This is a genomic window from Mesorhizobium sp. M1252, from assembly GCF_040318265.1.
In the GTDB taxonomy this organism is placed as follows: domain Bacteria; phylum Pseudomonadota; class Alphaproteobacteria; order Rhizobiales; family Rhizobiaceae; genus Mesorhizobium.
Genome location: NZ_JAMYLX010000009.1, coordinates 26775 through 46587 on the forward strand (window position 1 = coordinate 26775; position 19813 = coordinate 46587).

General features: G+C 62.6%; 17 protein-coding genes. 12 read left to right on the forward strand and 5 right to left on the reverse strand.

The features are described from left to right. Positions 1–220: 220 nt before the first annotated feature. Entirely contained in the window at positions 221–1504 is a 1284-nt protein-coding gene (locus NKH22_RS18815) for a M23 family metallopeptidase (RefSeq protein ID WP_023694101.1), read from the reverse strand. 164 nt (positions 1505–1668) lie between these two features. Next, on the reverse strand, positions 1669–2136 hold the full coding sequence (locus NKH22_RS18820) for a peroxiredoxin (RefSeq protein WP_023694102.1): 468 nt from the start codon (positions 2134–2136) through the stop codon (positions 1669–1671). 162 nt (positions 2137–2298) lie between these two features. Here NKH22_RS18820 and NKH22_RS18825 point away from each other — a divergent pair, with 162 nt between their 5' ends. Further along, the gene (locus NKH22_RS18825) at positions 2299–5685 is read left to right on the forward strand and encodes a hypothetical protein (protein WP_352910484.1); all 3387 of its coding nucleotides are present in this window, start codon (positions 2299–2301) and stop codon (positions 5683–5685) included. Between the two features lie 17 nt (positions 5686–5702). On the opposite strand, the gene tyrS is transcribed toward NKH22_RS18825, so the two are convergent. Then, a complete protein-coding gene (gene tyrS, locus NKH22_RS18830; protein ID WP_352910486.1) occupies positions 5703–6956 on the reverse strand; it encodes a tyrosine--tRNA ligase in 1254 nt (417 codons plus the stop codon). A 254-nt stretch (positions 6957–7210) separates the two neighbouring features. Between tyrS and NKH22_RS18835 the strand changes: the two genes are divergently transcribed. Genes NKH22_RS18835 through NKH22_RS18850 form a run of 4 tightly spaced genes read left to right on the forward strand, consistent with a single transcriptional unit; the run spans position 7211 to position 10908 of the window. Beyond that, the gene (locus NKH22_RS18835; protein WP_023694104.1) at positions 7211–7945 is read left to right on the forward strand and encodes a glycosyltransferase family 2 protein; all 735 of its coding nucleotides are present in this window, start codon (positions 7211–7213) and stop codon (positions 7943–7945) included. Continuing rightward, a complete protein-coding gene (locus NKH22_RS18840; protein ID WP_023669132.1) occupies positions 7938–8270 on the forward strand; it encodes a lipid-A-disaccharide synthase N-terminal domain-containing protein in 333 nt (110 codons plus the stop codon). Before NKH22_RS18835 ends, NKH22_RS18840 begins: the two co-directional genes overlap by 8 nt. A 58-nt stretch (positions 8271–8328) precedes the next feature. Further along, complete coding sequence (locus tag NKH22_RS18845) at positions 8329–9972, forward strand: ArnT family glycosyltransferase (protein ID WP_352910489.1); 1644 nt, start codon at positions 8329–8331, stop codon at positions 9970–9972. A 30-nt stretch (positions 9973–10002) separates the two neighbouring features. Further along, positions 10003–10908: a phosphatase PAP2 family protein gene (locus NKH22_RS18850; RefSeq protein WP_023826176.1), complete on the forward strand. Its 906-nt coding sequence runs from the start codon at positions 10003–10005 to the stop codon at positions 10906–10908. Positions 10909–10938: 30 nt separating this feature from the next. Here NKH22_RS18850 and NKH22_RS18855 read toward each other — a convergent pair whose 3' ends face one another. Together NKH22_RS18855 and NKH22_RS18860 are read right to left on the reverse strand one after the other, a co-directional pair. Then, the gene (locus tag NKH22_RS18855; RefSeq protein ID WP_023700865.1) at positions 10939–11586 is read right to left on the reverse strand and encodes an FMN-binding negative transcriptional regulator; all 648 of its coding nucleotides are present in this window, start codon (positions 11584–11586) and stop codon (positions 10939–10941) included. Between the two features lie 212 nt (positions 11587–11798). Further along, positions 11799–12473, reverse strand: coding sequence for an alpha/beta hydrolase (locus NKH22_RS18860; protein WP_023669128.1), 675 nt, complete (start codon positions 12471–12473; stop codon positions 11799–11801). A 255-nt stretch (positions 12474–12728) separates the two neighbouring features. Between NKH22_RS18860 and NKH22_RS18865 the strand changes: the two genes are divergently transcribed. The 7 genes from NKH22_RS18865 to NKH22_RS18895 all read left to right on the forward strand — a co-directional run bounded on the left by NKH22_RS18865 (position 12729) and on the right by NKH22_RS18895 (position 19797). Then, positions 12729–13892 carry a cysteine desulfurase family protein gene (locus NKH22_RS18865; protein ID WP_027049529.1) on the forward strand — a complete coding sequence of 388 codons (1164 nt, stop codon included), beginning with the start codon at positions 12729–12731 and terminating at the stop codon, positions 13890–13892. A 185-nt stretch (positions 13893–14077) separates the two neighbouring features. Then, complete coding sequence (gene sufB / locus NKH22_RS18870) at positions 14078–15595, forward strand: Fe-S cluster assembly protein SufB (RefSeq protein ID WP_023684859.1); 1518 nt, start codon at positions 14078–14080, stop codon at positions 15593–15595. 306 nt (positions 15596–15901) lie between these two features. Continuing rightward, positions 15902–16066, forward strand: a complete 165-nt coding sequence (locus NKH22_RS18875; protein ID WP_156033695.1) for a hypothetical protein — start codon at positions 15902–15904, stop codon at positions 16064–16066. A gap of 4 nt (positions 16067–16070) precedes the next feature. Then, complete coding sequence (locus NKH22_RS18880; protein ID WP_155929798.1) at positions 16071–16358, forward strand: hypothetical protein; 288 nt, start codon at positions 16071–16073, stop codon at positions 16356–16358. Next, positions 16351–17106, forward strand: coding sequence for a Fe-S cluster assembly ATPase SufC (gene sufC / locus NKH22_RS18885; RefSeq protein ID WP_023684862.1), 756 nt, complete (start codon positions 16351–16353; stop codon positions 17104–17106). Before NKH22_RS18880 ends, sufC begins: the two co-directional genes overlap by 8 nt. A 43-nt stretch (positions 17107–17149) precedes the next feature. After that, on the forward strand, positions 17150–18418 hold the full coding sequence (gene sufD, locus NKH22_RS18890) for a Fe-S cluster assembly protein SufD (RefSeq protein ID WP_023684863.1): 1269 nt from the start codon (positions 17150–17152) through the stop codon (positions 18416–18418). A gap of 137 nt (positions 18419–18555) precedes the next feature. Beyond that, on the forward strand, positions 18556–19797 hold the full coding sequence (locus NKH22_RS18895; protein ID WP_023697558.1) for a cysteine desulfurase: 1242 nt from the start codon (positions 18556–18558) through the stop codon (positions 19795–19797). Positions 19798–19813: the final 16 nt, after the last annotated feature.

The window sequence follows — 19813 nt, forward strand, 5'->3', positions numbered from 1 at the left end:
TGTCGGCTCCGGGAGGCCGTCAATCGCAATGTGGCGATAAGGGTGATGCATGCCCGTGGCCATGACGCCTATGCCTCGATGGGCTTCGCAGTGGCCGTGCATCTGTCTCAGCCCAGGGACAGTTTTGTCGGCACGGGTCCGCGCTTGGTGCGACCTTGGATCCGGAACCAGCGGGCAGGGCGCGGAGAAGTCGGGCAGCAACCAGCCGCCTGGCTTGACCCTACAGATACTGCTCGACCTTCTTGCCGACGGTCAGGAAGCGCAGCGGGTCGATGGCCTCGCCATTGTGGCGGACTTCGTAGTGCAGGTGCGGGCCGGTCGAACGGCCGCTGCTGCCGGTCTTGCCGATGATGTCGCCGGCTGCGAGTTTTTGGCCGACGGCAACGTCGATCTCGCTCAGATGGCCGTAGCGCGTGGCAAAGCCGTTGCCGTGATCGACCTCGACCATGCGGCCATAGCCGCCGTTCCAGCCGGCCTTGGTAACGATTCCGGCCGCCGTGACCTTGGCTGCCATGCCGACCGGCGCACGGAAATCCATGCCCGAGTGCAGGGCAGCGGTGCCGAGGATGGGGTCAGTGCGCACGCCGAACGGGCTGGTGACGGAGTGGCCCGGCGCCGGGTTGGCGAGCGGCAGCCGCCGCGCCTCTTTCTTCAACTGGTCGAGCGTATCCAGCGCCTCGTCCAGTTCCTTGACCTTGCTGTCGAACATCATCGAGCTGTCAAGCGAGATCAGCGGTCCGCCGACATCGCTTTCGTTTTTGCCGAAATCACTGTCGACCGGCAGACCGGCCGCTTCCAGCGCCTGGGTGATGGCATCGGCGTTCTTGTAGGCGTTGTCGGCCAGGGTTTCGATGCGGGTGAGTTGCTGGCTCTCGATAGCCTTCAGTGAATCATTGATCGAGACGAACAATTTGTCGGCGCGGTCCGCAGCCGTTTCGCTGGGCAGCGGATCGGAACGTGTCGACCACAGCGAGAATGGCCTGGTGTCGCCCGAACCAAGGCTGGCGACCGAATAGGCGAGTGGCTCGCCGCCAGTCAGTTCGGCATGTTCGTCGGGTTTTGTTGTCGCTGCGGCATCAGCGGTTGGCAGCGTCCCGACTTCGTTTTCGGCCCGCTCGAGAATCGGGCCGAGGCGGCCATGGCGCTGGCTGAGCTGGCTCTGCCGCTCGATCAATTCGCTGACCTTGGTTTCCATCAGTTTTTGGTCGAGAAGCTGGCGGCTGGTGATGCGGTCGACCTGCGCGCGCAATGCGGAAATGCGATCTTCATAGGCCTGCTGCATGCGCGCCTGCCGGGCCGTGGTGGCGCCGATCAGATCGTCGCGCAGTACGAGATAGGAGGTCGCCAAGAGATAGCCGATGGCGATCGCCGCCAGTGCCGAGCCGAGAAAGGCGACGAGCCACGGCCGGATGGTGAAATGCCGTATTTCATTGCCCCGCGCAATGATGACCGTATGCGGCTCCTTGCGCCTGCCGAAGACCGCTGACTGACCGGTTAGGTTCACGGGACCAAGCTTTCGTTACGACACCAACGAAGCCCGATTACACATTATTAGGGTTAACAAAGTTTTGCCGTCGCGGGCGCGCTAGTGACCAACGGTGTCAGCCAACCGCATATATGTCTTATGCCCCTAATGCACTGCGCGGCGTTGGCCAGATCGGTGGCGCCTCAGAGCGCGCGGACCGCCTCCAGCACTGCTTCGGCATGGCCTTTCACCCGGACCTTGCGCCAGATCCCGGCGATCCGCCCGTCCTTGCCGATCAGGAACGTCGCCCGCTCGATGCCCATATAGTTCCGGCCATACATCGTCTTCTCGACCCACAGATTGTAGGCCTCGATCACCTTGCGCTCCTCGTCGGCAACCAAGTCGACGGTGAGATCGTATTTGGTTTTGAACTTGTCGTGCTTCTTCACGCTGTCCGGCGACAGGCCGATCACCACGGCGCCGGCCTTTTCGAACTCCGGCTTCAGCTGCGAAAAGCTGATCGCCTCATTGGTACAACTTGTGGTGTCGTCCTGCGGATAGAAATAAAGTACAACGGGCTTCCCCCGCATCGAGGCAAGGCTGAGTGAGCCGCCGCCGTCGCGCGGAAGATCGAATTGCGGCGCAACGTCGCCAACGTCGAGATCAGCCATATCGATGCCCTTGTTTGAGGTTACGCGGCCCTAAATCAAAGAGATAGAGCATGATGTCGTCCGAAAACCGCCTCACACTTTTCGGCATCATGCTCTAGCCTGCGTCGTTATAATGTCGGGCGGGGATTCGTCCACGATCGAATTCGCACAACGGAAAATTGCGTGGATCAGGAAGAACCGCAGCACGAGAAAATCCGGTTCAGGCGTGACGAGATCACCGACCTGGGGGCTTTCCCGTCCGCTTGCCGCGTGCCGCCGCTCGGTAAGGCACGGATCGGCCGCGGCTTTCGCATCCTTGCCCGGCTGTTTGCCGGCATTGGAGCCCTTGTGCTGCTGGCAGCGGCCGCCGTCTACGTCATCGGCGCCACCGGCATCGGCAACGAACGGCTGCGGTTGGAAGCCGAAACGGCGATCGAGAAACTGGCCGGTTTCGACGTCAAAGTCGCCGTCGGTCCTGCCAGCCTGACACTTGACGGATCGAGCTTCATTGCGCTGCAGGTCAAGGATGTCAGCGTCGAGACGGCCGACGGCAAGCCGATGGCCGATGCCGGGCGCGTCCGCTTCGGCATCCGGTTGATCCCGCTGCTTTCGGGCGAGGTTCGGCTGACCAGCGCCAGGATTTCCGACGCCCATATCGTCACCGCGGCAATGCCGTCGGGTGGCGACTGGACAGCGCGCCTGCGCAATCAAGACGGTCTCATCGATCCGGAAAAACTGGCCGCCGCCGTCTTCAGTGACGTCAATCGTGCACTCGATGCCGTGCGCGAGGATTCGATGCGCCGCATCGATCTCAAAAATGTCGCGTTCGAGCTGCCCGAGGCCGGATCGGTCAAGCTGGTCACGATCGCCAACGCCACGGTGCTGCAGTCGGGCCCCGGCAGCATGGAGTTCTCGTCCGAGGCGGATGTCGATGGCCGCGCGCTCACCGTCACGGCCACCGCCACCCGCGATACGAGCTCGATGCGCGTCACCGCCTTGAACGCCGCCATCGACATGGCGGATGTCGCGGAGACCACGCCGGCGGCCGGCGGGCGAACCGGCGCGATGGCTTTGAAGCTCACCGGATCCGAAGGCTCGGGCGAGACCGATTCGCGGCTGACGGGCTCGCTGTCGCTAACCGGCTCGGTGCTCGACCTCGGCACACGCGGGCTGTTGCCGGCCGATGTCGATGTCGACGCCGCCCTCGTCTCCGGCTCCAACAAGATCGATGTCGGCAGGCTGGTTCTAAAGACCGGGCGCTCGGCGTTCAATTTCGCCGGCTCGATCGGGCCAAAGCCGTCGACCGGCGCGGCCGGCGAGGAGCCTTCCTATCGTTACGACCTGACCAGCGACGGCTCGACGCTGGCGCCTTCGGAATCGCCCGAGCCGGCGCTGAATTTCTTCGCCCGCATCGCCGGCGTCTATCAGGTCAAGAGCCGCAAGCTTGTCGCCGACCAGATCGGTATCAGGTCGGGATCGGGGAGCGAAGTGCTGGGAACCGCTGCGGTTTCCTTCATCGACAACGGACCGCCGGGTATCTCGGTGTCGCTCAACGTCCACGACATGGCGGTCTCGCACGTAAAGCAATTGTGGCCCTGGTTCTCCGCCAAGAACGCGCGGCTGTGGGTGCTGCAGAACCTGTTTGGCGGCCGCGTCGTCGATGCCAGCCTGCAGTTCCAGGTCGTGCCGGGGCGTCTCGGCAACGGCGTGCCGCTTTCGGCCGACGAGGTGTTCGGCCGCTTCCAGGTCGAGGGCTCGCGTTTCGACACCGCCGGCCGCATCCCGCCGATACGCGATGCCGTCGGCGTCGTTTCCTTCCACGGCAACGATGTCGACGTCGCGCTGTCCTCGGGCAGCATCTATATGCCGAGCGGCCGCACCGTGGCGGCAAGCAATGGCACACTGTCGGTAAAGGCGGCAAACCACCCGCCGGTGATCGGCGCGCTCGACATCGACGTCGCCGGCGAGGCGCCGGCCATCGCCGAACTTGCCTCCTACGAACCGATCAACGCCATGCGCCATGTCGGCATCTTGCCGGACGACCTGTCGGGCACGGTGACCGGCCATGTCAAGGCCGCCATTCCGTTGCAATCCGGCGTCGACACGTCGAAGCTCGATTGGCTGGTATCGCTCGACTACAAGGACCTGTCGCTCGCCAAGCCGTTCGAAGGCCAGATGGTGACCGATGCTGACGGTTTGATCGAAGTCGGGCCCGGCAAGGCGGTGATCTCTGCCAAGGCGCGGCTGAACGGCATTCCAGCCCAGCTCGATCTGGTCGAGCCGCTCAGGGATGGCGGCCCGCCGCGCAGCCGCAAGGTGGCGCTTGTGCTCGACGACAAGACGCGCGCCATCGCCATGCCTGGCCTGTCGCCGCTGATTTCCGGCACCATCAAGGTGGCAATCGACAAGAGCGGCGAAGGCGGCAGCCAGAACGTCGACGTTGACCTGACGAGCGCCAGGCTGGACATTCCCTGGGCAGGCTGGAGCAAGGGGCCGGGCATTGCCGCCAATGCCACTTTTACCATGAGCAAGTCCGGCGATACCACGACGCTGTCCGACTTCGACCTCGACGGAAAGAGCTTTTCGGTCGAAGGCGATGTCGTCCTGGTCAAGGGCGCGCTGTCGTCGGCCCGCTTCAGCAAAGTCGCCTTGAACCGGGGCGACGATGTCGCCGTGACGGTGAAGCGGTCGGGCAAGGGCTTCGCCGTCGATGTCAGCGGCAACGCGCTCGATGCCCGCTCGCTGATCAAGCAGTTCACCTCCGATGTCGATACCGCCACCAAAACCACCGGCACGGACGCGGTTTCGGTCAGCGCCGACGTCAATTCGCTAACCGGGTTCCATGACGAGGTCCTGTCCAATTTGAAGCTCGACTACAGTGCCGCCGGCTCCAGGGTGAACAGGCTCAAGGTCAGCGCCGCGGCAAGTTCCGGCGCCGCCATCACCATCAGCAATACGGCAGGCAATGGTGCTCGCGCGCTCACCATGAAGTCGGCCGACGCAGGCGCCATATTGCGCTTCCTCAACATCTACGAGCACATGGAAGGCGGATCGATCACGCTGGCGCTGAGCGGCACAGCCGACGGCCCGATGCGGGGACAGGTCGATTCGAGCAACTTCTTCATCGTCAATGAACCCAAGCTCGCCTCCATCGTCTCGACCACGCCAACCGGCGACAGCCGCAGCTTGAACGAAGCGGTCAAGGGCAAGATCGACACTTCGCGGGTAAAATTCGAGCGCGGCTTTACCGAGATCGACAAGGGGTCGGGCTATTTGAAATTGGCGAATGGCGTGCTGCGCGGCCCGCGCATCGGCACCACCTTCCAAGGCACGCTCTACGACCAGAACAACAATATGGACATGACCGGAACCTTCATGCCGGCCTATGGCCTCAACCGCATCTTCGGCGAGTTGCCGCTGGTCGGCGCTCTGCTCGGCAATGGCCGCGACCGCGGGCTGATCGGCGTCACCTACCGGCTTAAGGGCAACGCCAACAAGCCGGTGCTGGACATCAACCCGCTATCGGTAATCGCGCCGGGCATTTTCCGGTCGATCTTCGAGTATCGCTGAGGATCCCAGAAGACGGCTCAGGCAGGCCGCACAAGCACGTGCTTTTTCTTGCCCACTGAAAGCTTTGCGACGTTTTCCGGACTCAAATCCTGAGGCGTCACCATCCGCCGGTCGTCCGCCACCGGCTGGTCGTTGAGGCGCACGGCGCCACCCTGTATGTGACGCCTTGCCTCGCCGTTGGACCCGGCAAGGCCCCCGCTGACCAGCAGCGACAGGATGCCGATGCCGGCTTCCAGCGCGGCGCCGTCCACTTCCACGGTCGGCAGCGTTTCGGCCGTCACGCCTTCCTCGAAGGTCTTGCGCGCGGTCTCCTCGGCTTGTTGCGCCGCCTCGCGGCCGTGCACGATGGCCGTGGTTTCGGTGGCCAGCACCTTCTTGGCCTCGTTGATCTCCGAGCCGCCAAGGGCGGCCAACCGCGCGATCTCCGAAAGCGGCAGCCGGGTGAAGATCTTCAGGAAGCGCTCGACGTCGGCATCCTCGGTGTTGCGCCAGTATTGCCAGAAATCATAGGGCGAGAAGAGGTCGCCGTTCAGCCACACCGCGCCCTTGGCCGATTTGCCCATCTTGGCGCCCGACGATGTCGTCAGCAGCGGCGTGGTCAGCGCATAAAGCTGCGGCGTGCCCATGCGGTGGCCGAGATCGACGCCGTTGATGATGTTGCCCCACTGGTCCGAACCGCCCATCTGCAGCCGGCAGTCGTGGCGGCGGCTGAGCTCGACGAAATCATAGCCTTGCAGGATCATGTAGTTGAATTCAAGGAAGGACAGCGACTGTTCGCGCTCGAGCCGCAGCCTGACGCTGTCGAAGGTCAGCATCCGGTTGACCGAAAAGTGGCGGCCGACATCGCGCAGGAACTCGACATAGTTGAGCTTCATCAGCCAGTCGGCATTGTTGACCATGATGGCGTCATTGCCAGTGTCGCCGAAGCGCAGGATGCGGCCAAAAATTCGCTTGATGCCTTCGATGTTGGTGGCGATCGCCTCGGGCGTCAAAAGGCTGCGCTGGTCGTCACGGAAGGAAGGGTCGCCGATCATCGAGGTGCCGCCGCCCATCAGTGCGATCGGCCGGTGGCCGGTCTCCTGCATCCAGTAGAGCATGGTCGCCGATATCAGATTGCCGATGTGCAGGCTGGTCGCCGTGGCGTCGTAGCCGACATAGGCGGTCACGATTTCCTTCGCGAAAAGTTGATCCAGCCCGGCCTCATCCGAAATCTGGTGGATGAAGCCGCGCTCGCTCATGACGCGCAGGAAATCGGACTTGAAGGCGGGCATTGTTTCTTCCTGAAAGCGCCGGGTCCGAACGGCCCGGCATGGCCTGAACGCGGGCGTTTAGCATCCAAGCGCGTCAAGCAAAAGTGGTTTCCGATTTTGCGCCGGCATGGACAGCCTATTCTGCACTGCCGCGCATGCTTGCTTCATCCTGTCGGCTGGCGTAATGAGGCGCCGCGCCAACGGGTTCGATCCGCTGGAACGGCACCGCACGGCATCCACCGAATGCCATATCTTGTGACAGAGCCCGACGCGATATGCCGGACGCATTGATATCCATCGTCATTCCCTGCCGCAACGAGGCGGCGAACCTGCCGCTGCTGATCGACGAGATCGAGGCGGCGATGACCGGGCGCGACTTCGAAATCATCGTTGTCAATGACGGTTCGACTGACGACACCGCTTCGGTGCTTGCCGCTGAAGCCGCCACACGTCCGTTTCCGCTTCGGCAGCTTCGGCACGAAAAATCCGCCGGCCAGTCGCTTTCGGTGCGCTCGGGCGCCTGGGCGGCGCGCGGCTCGATAATCGCCACCATCGACGGCGACGGCCAGAACGACCCGCAATATATCCCCGTGCTGGTCGATGCGCTGCGTCGGGCAGGGCCCGATTTCGGCGCCGCGCAGGGGCAGCGGTTGAAGCGCCGCGACAGCAAGATCAAGCAATTGGCATCGCGTTTCGCCAACTGGCTGCGCGGCGCGATCCTGCATGACGACACCCGCGACACCGGTTGCGGCCTGAAGGCCATCCACACCGATATTTTGCGCAAACTGCCGTTTTTCGACGGCACGCATCGTTTCGTTCCGGCGCTGGTCATCCAGGAAGGCTACCGCGTCGTCCATTGCGACGTCGTCGACCGCTCCCGCCGCCACGGCAAGTCGAATTACGGCATCTTCGATCGCGGCCTGCAGGGCGCGCTCGATCTCGCCGGCGTCTGGTGGCTTCGGCGCCGGCGCCGCAGAATGCCAAAGGTAGAGGAAATCACGCATGGCTAACGTGTTTCAGGAATTGGCGACCTGGCTGCACCAGGTTTTCGTCAAGCAGTTCGACGCCTGGGTTCTGCTCGGCTTCGTTGCCCAGTTCTTCTTCACCATGCGCTTCCTGGTGCAGTGGATCGCTTCGGAAAAGGCCAAGCGCAGCGTCGTGCCGATCGCTTTCTGGTTCTTCTCGCTGTTCGGCGGCGGGCTGCTGCTGGTCTACGCCATCCAGCGTGAGGATCCGGTGTTCATCGCCGGCCAGGCCATGGGCATGGTGATCTATGTCAGAAATTTATGGCTCATCGCCAATGAGCGCAAGGCGGCGATGACCAAGGTCGACTGAGCCACCAGTCCCGCCAAATCCAGTCTGTCCGGTGTTGACCAGTCTGTCCGGTGTCGAAATGAGCAGGAACTACATCTTTCTCTTCCTGTTCAGCCTGGTGATGACGGCGTCGGGACTGGCCTCTTTGCCGCCGCTCGACCGCGACGAGCCGCGCTTCGTCCAGGCGACCAAGCAGATGACGGAGACCGGCGACTATGTCGACATCCGCTTCCAGGACGCGTCGCGCTACCAAAAGCCGATCGGCATCTACTGGCTGCAATCGGCGGCGGTGACGCTGAGCGGCGAGGGGGCACAGGCGCCGATCTGGATTTACCGGCTGATCTCGGCGCTGGGCATCGCCATCGCCGTCGTCGCAATCGCCTGGACCGGGGCCAATCTGTTCGGCGCCAATGCCGGTCTTGCCGCCGGCCTGGTCATGGCGGCGATTTTCGCCACCGCCTTCGAAGGCCGTGACGCCAAGACCGACGCGATGCTGCTTGCCTGCTGCGTTCTGGCGCAAGGCGCGCTGGCGCAGATTTATCTGGCATCGCGCCGCAACGAGCCTGTCGCCGGCCATCTGCCGTGGATTTTCTGGGCTGCGCAGGGCGCGGCTATCCTCATCAAGGGGCCGATTGCACCGCTGCTGTCGGCGCTGACGGTGCTCACGCTGGTTGCTTTCGAGCGCGACTGGCGCTGGCTGGCGAGGCTGAAAGCCGGGCGTGGGCTGATTCTGGTGCTGTTGATCGTGCTGCCTTGGCTCGCCCTCATCACCTGGAAGAGCAACGGCGCCTTCCTGCAGCAGGCCGTCGGCAAGGATATGCTCGGCAAGGTCGCGCAAGGCGAGGAGTCGCACGGCGTTCCGCCGGGCTTCTACGTGCTGACCTATTGCCTGTTCATGTGGCCGTTCGGCCTTGTGGCGCTCGGCGCCGGACTGCAGGCGCTCAACCGATTGCGCGACGATCCGCGCCTGCGTTTCTGCCTCGCCTGGTACGTTCCGTTCTGGCTCGTCTTCGAATTGATCCCGACGAAACTGCCGCATTATGTGCTGCCGGCCTATCCCGGCATGGCCCTGCTCATCGGCTGGCTTTTGACGCTGACGCCGCAAGAGGCAAATGCGCCGCTCAGGCGCTGGCAGACATGGCTGTGGTGGGCGACCGCATTCGGCACCGTTCTGGTGACAGTCGGTCTCGCCGTGCTTTGCGTCGGTGCGCCGATCTATCTCATGAAGACATTTTTATGGTGGAGCGTTCCGGCCGCCGCGGCAGCATTGGGCGCCGGCTACCTCGCTGTTTCGCGCCAGACGCTGGTGCCGCTGGTCCGCATCGGCGGGGCTGCGGTTTGCGCCGGTATAACCTACGCCCTGCTGTTCGGTGTCATCGTGCCGTCACTGAAACCGATTTGGATGAGCCGGGAAATCGAGGCTGCGGTTCGCGCCGATCGTCCCTGTGAGATGAGCGTGCTCGCCTCCGCGCAATATCACGAACCGAGCCTGGTATTTCTGGTGGGCACAAAGACGGTACTGACCGATGTCGACGGGGTTGCGCAACATCTGCTTGGCGATCCGGCCTGCGCGCTGGGCCTGGCGCCGGTCGGCGATGAAAAACGGCTGGATGACCTGCTGGCAGGGCAAGGCAAGAAGGCCAGCCGCGTCGCCGAGATCGACGGCATCAACTATTCGTCAGGTGATAAATTGTCGCTCGGCCTGTACCGTGTGGCGAACTGATAGCTCTTCAATGATCGCGCCGAGCTCCGCATGTTGATGAAGTCGCCATCGCCGGCGCGTGCCGCTTTGCCTGCCATGCTCCGGCAGTCTGTCGCTAATTTCCGCGATACTTTCGGGATTGTACGGCATCGCCTGGCGACGCGCCCGGCGCGCTACCCGAAAATCCTGTGGTCGGTCTGGGTTGTGGCCTGGCTTTTGCTGACGATCGCGGTGTCGCTCCGTTTCGACCATCTTGCAGGGACCATGGCGAGGGAGTGGGCTTCCGGCTCGACCAATGTCTTCCGCATCGCCGAGTTTTTTACCTTCTTCGGCCTAGGCGGCTGGTATCTTGTCCCGTCGGTATTGGTGCTGATTGCCGCGAATCTGACGGATTGGCGCAGCCTTTCCCGGCGCGCGCGGATGACCTTCTACAACTGGACCTGCTTTGCTTTCATGGTGCTGGGTTCGATCGCACTCTCGGCCATGGTCGTCAACGTGCTGAAATATGGCGTGGGCAGAGCCAGGCCGATGAATTTCGACAAGCTCGGCGATCTGTCGCTGCATCCTTTTTCCTTGGAGGCGCGCTTTGCCAGCTTCCCGTCCGGCCATGCCACGACCATGGGCGTCATTTTCGGCATTGCACTGCTGTTGTTGCCCCAGCGCAGATGGGTGCTGCTGGCAGCAACCTTGTCGGTCGCATCGACCCGGATCTTTATCGGCGCGCACTACCCGAGCGACACTGTCGCCGGATTCGGCCTTGGCTGTGCTGTTGCCATCGTCTGCGCGATGGTGCTTGGCCGGCTGGGATGTATCTTCCGCTACACGGCGTCGGGGTTGCCGGTGGCAAAAACTACGTTCCGCCTATTCCGTCGGGCTCGCAAACCAAACCAAAACGATGCGCCGAGACAAGACGAATTTCCGCATTGGAGCAGCGCCGGCAAGCAACTGAATTGCTGACGCCTTTGGAACCATCTAAGACCACCCCAGCTAGCTGTCGATGCCACCCCAGCTCCGCACCAGCCGAGCCATGTCAGGCGCGCCGGCGGCGTCCTTCTCCAGCCCTTCGGCGACACCGACGCGGTCGGCGACAGGCCGGTTCTGGCTGACTTTCCACTTGCCGCTGATTTCGGCGATCTCGATCTCAAGCCCGACAATGCCCTTGATTTGCGACTGGATGAAGGTCGGCGGCGCATCGGTCACCGCCCAGGGTGCCTCGCGGGCGCCTTCCTGCGACAGCGTCAGCTCGGTGATCTGCTGTGCGATCCAGGCGGAATCCTCGATCACTCTGACGGTTCCTCGCACCTGGACAATGGCGTAGTTCCAGGTCGGCACGACCTTGCCGGTCTCGCGCTTGGTCTCGTACCAGGACGGCGTCACATAGGCGTCGGCGCCCTGGAAGACGACCAGCACCGGCGATGTCGGATTGTCGGCCAGCTGACGCCATTGCGGGTTGGCCCTGGCCAGATGGGCGCGCAGCCGGCCATTCGGCCCAACCTCTGCATCAAGCAGGAAAGGAATGGCATTGGCGACCGGGCCATCGGTGCCGTTGGAGATCAGCAACCCCAGCGGATGCGTCCGGATCAGCCCGTGCAGGACGTCCGGCCGCGTTTCCTGGAAATGGGGAGGCTGGTACATGATCGGTCATGCCTTCTTGCGCTGGCTGAACCGGCATTGTGCACCGTTCAGCCGAGCCGCGCCACATGTCAGGCTGGCTTCACCGTTTGGATCAGCCGAAATGGCATTGTCGCGCCCATGATGGGCACGACTGTGACGGCATCGGACCGGGAGTTTTTGTTTTGACGCAATTCCGGACGGAAAACCCGTTTGCACTTTTCCTGGAATTGCTCTTAGCGCAGCCGCTTCGGCCGCGGATCGGACAATTCGCCGGCCAGCCGTCGGTCGAGATAGTCGGCGCATTCCTCGAGCAGCAGATCGGCGTCGTTGGCGAAGAAGTGGTTGGCGCCGGGCAAGGTCTTCTGCGTGATGGTGATGCCCTTTTGCGTGTGCAGCTTGTCGACCAGGCCCTGCACATCCTTGGGCGGCGCCACCTTGTCGGCATCGCCATGGATGATCAGACCCGATGACGGGCAGGGCGCCAGGAACGAGAAATCATAGGTGTTGGGCTGCGGCGCGATCGAGATGAAGCCCTCGATCTCGGGCCGGCGCATCAGAAGCTGCATGCCGATCCAGGAGCCGAAGGAATAACCGGCCACCCAGCAGCTCTTGGAATCCGGATGCAGCGACTGCACCCAGTCGAGCGCTGCGGCGGCATCCGACAATTCGCCGGTGCCGTGGTCGAATTCGCCCTGGCTGCGGCCGATGCCGCGGAAGTTGAAGCGAAGCGTGGTGAAATCGCGCTTCTGGAACATGTAGAAGAGGTCATAGACGATCTTGTTGTTCATCGTGCCGCCGAATTGCGGATGCGGATGCAACACGATGGCAATCGGCGCGCTCTTCTCCTTGGAAGGCTGGTAGCGGCCCTCCAGGCGGCCGGCCGGACCGGTGAAAATGACCTCAGGCATGAAATACTCCAAATGGCATACGAATGCGCGGCGCCCGGAACAATTCTTACTCCAGCCCCAGCCCTTCCGGGCCTTGACGCAGGGCAAGCGTCTTCTTAGAAGCTAGTTTAGAATTGTTCAAAACTGGATAGCCAGCCGTGACGGCCCGGCCATCCTCGCCGCAAGCCGCGTAAATAGGACGTCTTGCCTTGCAATTTCAAGGAAATAACGCGCTATCCTTGCGGAAAGGGTCTTGACGGGATCGATTGGGTGAAAATGGCCGCAGCACGCGCCTATCTCGACTACAATGCCAGCGCGCCGCTCATTGCCGAGGCGCGCGAGGCGATGATTGCCGCGCTCGATCTCGTCGCCAATCCGTCGTCGGTGCATGCCGAGGGGCGCGCGGCGCGGCGCTTGATCGACACTGCCCGGCGCGATGTGGCAGCGCTTGTCGGCGCCAAGGCCGAGCATGTCGTCTTCACCTCCGGCGCGACGGAAGCCGCATCGACGCTGCTGACACCGGATTGGCGGATGGGCCGTGGCACGGCGCGCATGAGCCGGCTCTATGTCTGCGAGGCCGACCACCCTTGCCTGTTGAACGGCGGCCGCTTCCCGGCAACACAGGTTTCGCAGATCGGCGTCGACGCCGATGGCATCGCTGACCTCGCTCAGCTGACAGCCGCTCTGGCCGCGCATGACAAGGCCGAAGGCCTGCCGTTGGTCGCGATCCATGCGGCCAACAACGAGACCGGCGTCATCCAGCCGATCGAGGCAATCGCTGCAATCGTCAAGGCGGCGGGCGGCATTCTGGTGGTCGACGCGGTGCAGGCTGCGGGCCGCGTTCCCATCGATATGTCAGCGGCTTACGCCGACTATTTGATTCTGTCTTCGCACAAGATCGGCGGCCCCAAGGGTGTCGGCGCCGTCGTTGCGGCAGCCGATCTGATGATGCCGAAGCCGCTGATCAATGGCGGCGGCCAGGAAAAGGGCCATCGCGGCGGCACCGAAAACCTGGCGGCCATCGCCGGCTTTGGCGCCGCGGCGCGGCAGGCTTTGGCTGGACTGAAAGACGTCGAAGCGATCGCGCAACGCCGCGGCGAGGTCGAGAAAACACTCAAAACGCTGGTGCCGGACGCAGAAATCTTCGGAACCGGCGCGCCAAGGCTTGCCAATACGACATTCTTCGCTATTCCCGGCATCAAGGCCGAGACGGCGCAGATCGCTTTCGATCTGGCTGGCGTTGCGCTGTCGGCGGGATCGGCCTGTTCGTCGGGCAAGGTCGGGCCGAGCCATGTGCTGATGGCCATGGGTCATGGTGACAGCCTCGGGGCTTTGCGCGTGTCCATCGGTCGCGCAACGAGCGCCGGGGACATCGAACTGTTTCGTACGGCGCTGGCCGAAATCGCCCAGCGCCGGGCGGGCAGGGAACAAGCCGCCTGAAGGCTACAAAGAATTCAGGCCTCGCGGCCTGGTAGAGCCGTGCGTTTGCAACTGGCCGGGTGAATTCCCGGCCGAGACGCACTATATGAAACTTACGCCGCCTTCGGCGCCTCATGGGCAGCCCTCGGCGATGCCATAGTTTGAAAACTGTCGGGCCTTGACCCCGGCGTGGATGGAGAACGCTTATGCCTGCTGTGCAGGACACGATCGATCGGGTCCGAAAGATCGACGTCGACCAGTACAAATACGGATTCCAGACAGAGATCGCGATGGACAAGGCCCCCAAGGGCCTGAGCGAAGACATTATTCGCTTTATCTCGGCCAAGAAGGATGAACCGTCCTGGATGCTGGAATGGCGTCTGGAAGCCTATCGGCGCTGGCTGACGCTGGAAGAGCCGACCTGGGCGCGCGTCCATTATCCGAAGATCGACTTTCAGGACCTCTATTACTACGCGGCGCCCAAGAGCACGCCCGGCCCGACCTCGCTGAGCGACGTCGATCCCGAGTTGTTGAAGGTCTACGAGAAGCTCGGCATTCCGCTGCGGGAACAAGAAATCCTCGCTGGCGTGCAGAAGACCGACGTCTCCGATCTCGAGGAGCCCAGCGACAATGTCTACAAATCGGGCCGTGTCGCGGTCGACGCGGTGTTCGATTCCGTTTCCGTCGTCACCACGTTCAAGAAGGAGCTGGCGCAGGCCGGCGTCATCTTCTGCTCGATCTCGGAAGCCATCCGCGAGCATCCGGAGCTGGTGCAGAAATATCTCGGCTCGGTCGTGCCGACCTCCGACAATTTCTACGCCACGCTGAATTCGGCTGTCTTCACCGACGGCTCGTTCGTCTTCGTGCCCAAGGGCGTGCGCTGCCCGATGGAGCTGTCGACCTATTTCCGCATGAACGAGAAGAACACCGGCCAGTTCGAGCGCACGCTGATCATCGCCGAGGAGGGGGCTTACGTCTCCTATCTCGAAGGCTGCACGGCGCCGCAGCGCGACGAGAACCAGCTGCATGCCGCCGTCGTCGAACTGGTGGCGCTCGACGATGCCGAGATCAAATATTCGACGGTGCAGAACTGGTACCCCGGCGATGCCGAGGGCAAGGGCGGCATCTACAATTTCGTCACCAAGCGCGGCGACTGCCGCGGCGACCGTTCGAAGATCTCGTGGACGCAGGTCGAGACCGGTTCAGCGATCACCTGGAAATATCCCAGCTGCATCCTGCGCGGCGACGATTCCTCCGGCGAGTTCTATTCGATCGCCGTGTCGAACGGCTACCAGCAGGTCGACAGCGGCACCAAGATGATCCATCTCGGCAAGAACACGTCGAGCCGCATCATCTCCAAGGGCATCGCCGCCGGCTTCTCGCAGAACACCTATCGCGGCCAGGTTTCGGCGCACCGCAAGGCGACCAACGCCCGCAACTTCACCAATTGCGATAGTCTCCTGATCGGCGACCAGTGCGGCGCCCACACCGTGCCCTACATGGAAGCCAAGAATTCGACGGCGCAGTTCGAGCACGAAGCGACGACGTCGAAGATTTCCGAGGACCAGAAATTCTACGTCATGCAGCGCGGCATTCCCGAGGAAGAGGCGATCGCGCTGATCGTCAACGGCTTCGTCAAGGATGTTATCCAGCAGCTGCCGATGGAGTTCGCGGTCGAAGCGCAGAAGCTTATCGGCATCAGCCTTGAGGGTAGCGTGGGGTGACAAGGGCGCGCAAACGCGAATCCGTGGAAAAACATGTCTATCTGCGGGATCGAGTGGATAACTGGGAAGCGGGCCTGGGCCTTGCGTTCTGGTTTTGCGCGATAGGGATAGTGCTGCTCGGCGCGGCCTACTCGCCGGATGGCTTTTGGCGAGGACTTTGGCAAGCCCTGACGCAGATGTAGAATAACCGGGCGTAGGCGCTCGGATAGGCAATGCGATGGACACTGGAAGGATAGCGACCCGCCAAGCGTTCAGGACCGTGCACAAGGCATGGGATTGAAACTGAACGTTTGAAAGGAAGTTGAAATGATGGATACGGTTCCGATCGTTTTTTACGCTTTGGTGTGCGGCGCGCTCTGCGCTGTCGCGCCCTCTATCCAGTCGACGCCGCGCCGGATGGCGGCGGGCGCCGTGACCGGGCTGGTCTCGGCAATTATACTGCCGTTTCTGCGCCACTTGGTTGATGGCTGAAGAGATGACCATGACGCTGTCTCGCGACGAGATCTGGTTTGCGGTTCGCTGGCGGCGGCTGTGGGCGGTTCGTCGCGAGGGCAACATCGCCACGATGAAATACGCCGCGGCCGCAGTAGCCTCGGCCCTGGTAGGCGCCGTTTTGGCGGCGTTCGTCCATCCGATGGTCGGCCTTGCGGTTTTCGCGGTGGGGTTCGGCCTGTCCTTCTGGCGGTTCAAAACCCTGCAGCGCCGGCACACCGATTACACAGTCACCTACGACGATTATTTCAGAGAAAAGAACAATGCTTGAGATCAAGAACCTGCATGCCCGCATCGTCGATGACGGCACCGAGATCATCCGCGGCCTGAACCTGACGGTGAAAAACGGCGAGGTCGCCGCCATCATGGGCCCGAACGGCTCGGGCAAATCGACGCTGTCCTATATCCTCGCCGGCCGCGAGGACTATGAGGTCACCGAAGGCGATATCCTCTATAATGGCCAGTCGATCCTCGAAATGGATCCGGCCGAGCGCGCCACCGCGGGCATCTTCCTCGCCTTCCAGTATCCGATGGAGATACCTGGTGTCGCGACCATGGAGTTCCTGAAGGTGGCGATGAACGAGCAGCGCAAGGCGCGCGGCGAGGAGCCGCTAAAAATTCCGGAATTTTTGAAGCGGGTGAAAGAGGCGGCAGCCTCGCTCTCGATGGACATGGCGATGCTGAAGCGGCCGCTCAATGTCGGCTTTTCCGGCGGCGAGAAGAAGCGGGCCGAGATCCTGCAGATGAAGCTGCTGGAGCCAAAGCTCTGCGTGCTCGACGAGACCGATTCAGGCCTAGACATCGATGCGCTGAAGATCGTCTCGGACGGCGTCAACGCGCTGCGTTCGCCCGACCGTGCCATCATCGTCATCACCCACTACCAGCGCCTGCTCGAGCACATCGTGCCCGATAGCGTGCACGTCCTATACAAGGGCCAGGTGATCAAGTCCGGCGACAAGTCGCTGGCGCTCGATCTCGAAGCCAATGGCTATGCCGGCGTGATCGGCGAAGCCGCGTGAGACGCCAGAAGGCCATTTTATGCTGAAAGGCGGGGCAAAACTGATGAATATGCATACACAACCCCAGCGCACGCAGGCCGAAACGGCGCTGATCGACGCCTTTGGCGAGCGTCTGTCGTTGCTGCCGGGTGACGGCGCGGTGATGCTGAAGCGCGACGACGCCATTGAGGCAATCAAGCACGGGCTGCCGACGCGGCGCATCGAATCCTGGCATTACACTGACCTGCGCCGGCTGTTGACTGCGGTGCCGGCGTTCGATCCGACGGCCGCCGCTAAGGGGCTGGCGCCCATCGTCGAAGGTTCCGCCGTGCTGGCAGTTCTAAACGGCGTCTCGAGTGCGAAATTCCCTGCCATCGAAGGCGTGACCGTCCAGCGCCTGTCGGAAAAGCTGACCGACGGCTCGATTGCGCCCGGCCTCGACCCCTATGGCAGCGATGACGCCATCGGCGCGCTGAACACTGCTTTCGTCGCCGACGGCTATTTCGTCGACATCGCCGATGGCGCAGCACTGGAGAAGCCGATCGAATTGCAGAACCTGCAAGCCGGCGGACAGACCCATGTGCGCTTTCCCGTGCGTGTCGGCGCCGGCGCCAAGGCTGCGATCGTCGAGCGTCAGGCGGGCGAGGGCGCGGCTCTGGCCAGCTCCGTCAGCCAGCTGGTGTTGGGCGAGGGCGCCGAGGTGACCTGGCTGATCATCCAGGAACAGCCGGAAACGGCCACCCATCTGGCGCAGTTCAAGGCGCATCTCGGCAAGAATTCGAAGCTGACGCTGTTCTTCATGAATGCCGGCGGCAAGCTTGTGCGCCAGGAGATCGTGGTGAAGACCACGGGCGAAGGCGCCGACTTCAAACTGCGCGGCATCAACCTGCTCGCCGGCGACACCCACACCGACGTGACCATGGTGCTCGACCATGCCGTGCCGCATACGACATCGACGGAAGTGATCCGCAATGTCGTGACCGGCAAGGCGCGCGGCGTCTTCCAGGGCCGCATCAACGTCCACCAATACGCGCAGAAGACCAACGCCAAGATGGCCTGCAACACGCTGCTTTTGTCGGATGATGGCGAGTTCTCGACCAAGCCGGAGCTGGAAATCTTCGCCGACGACGTCATCTGCGGCCACGGCGCGACCGTTACCGAGATCGACCACAACCATCTGTTCTACCTGATGGCTCGCGGCATCGACGAGAAGAGCGCCCGCGGCTTGCTGGTCAAGGCGTTCGTGGCCGAAGTGATCGAGGAACTGGACGACGAAACCATCGTCGAGGCCCTGGAAACAAGGCTGGACGACTGGTTCGTGGCGCACGGGTAAGCGCCTCTTTCCCTTCTCCCCTTGTGGGGTCCGAAGGACGGGCGAGGCAAGTGACTCGCCCCGGGCGGTGGCCGAGCGAAGCTCGGTCGGATGAGGGGTGCGTGACGAAGTGAGGCGGTGCCTCAAGAGAGCTTGTAATGGACCAGAAGATCGAAACAACCCCATACGACGTCGAGGCGATCCGCCGCGACTTCCCGATCCTGTCGCGCGAAGTCTACGGCAAACCGCTGGTCTATCTCGACAATGGCGCCTCGGCGCAGAAGCCGCAGGTGGTGCTGGATACGATCCAGCACGCCTATTCCCAGGAATACGCCAACGTCCATCGCGGCCTGCATTTCCTGTCCAATGCCGCAACCGACGCCTATGAGAAGGCGCGCGAGACGGTGCGCCGTTTCCTCAATGCGCCAAGCACCGACAACATCGTCTTCACCTCCAACACGACAGCCGCCATCAACACCGTGGCTTACGGCTATGGCATGCCCAATATCGGCGCGGGCGACGAGATCGTGCTGTCGATCATGGAGCACCACTCCAACATCGTGCCGTGGCATTTCATCCGGGAGCGGCAGGGCGCCAAGCTGGTCTGGGTGCCGGTCGACGATCTCGGCATCTTCCACATCGAGGAATTCGAAAAGCGCCTGACCGACAAGACTAGGCTCGTCGCCATCACGCATATGTCGAACGCGCTGGGCACGGTGACGCCGATCAAGGAAATCGTGCGCATCGCGCATTCGCGTGGCATTCCCGTACTTGTCGATGGCAGCCAGAGCGCCGTGCACATGCCGATCGACGTCCAGGACCTCGACTGCGATTTCTTCGTCTTCACCGGTCACAAGGTTTACGGGCCGTCCGGCATCGGCGTGCTTTACGGCAAGAAGGATATTCTCTCGGCCATGCGCCCTTTCATGGGCGGCGGCGAGATGATCGAGGAAGTGACGGAAGACGTCGTCACCTACAACGAGCCGCCGCACCGCTTCGAGGCCGGCACGCCGCCGATCGTCCAGGCGATCGGGCTGGGTACAGCATTGGAATACATGGAAAAGATCGGCCGCGAGCGCATCGCCGCGCACGAGGCCGACCTCAAGACCTACGCGCACGAGCGGCTGCGCGCCATCAACTCGCTGCGCATCTTCGGCGACGCGCCGGACAAGGGCGCCATCATTTCCTTCGAATTGCAGGGCATTCATGCCCATGACGTGTCGATGGTGATAGACAGGCAAGGTGTTGCCGTCCGCGCGGGCACCCATTGCGCCCAGCCGCTGTTGAAACGCTTTGGCGTAACCTCCACATGCAGGGCATCGTTCGGCATGTATAATACCAGGGCCGAAGTCGACGCTTTGGCCGATGCGCTGGAAAAAGCGCGCAAGTTCTTCGGGTGACAGGTTCTTTGGATGA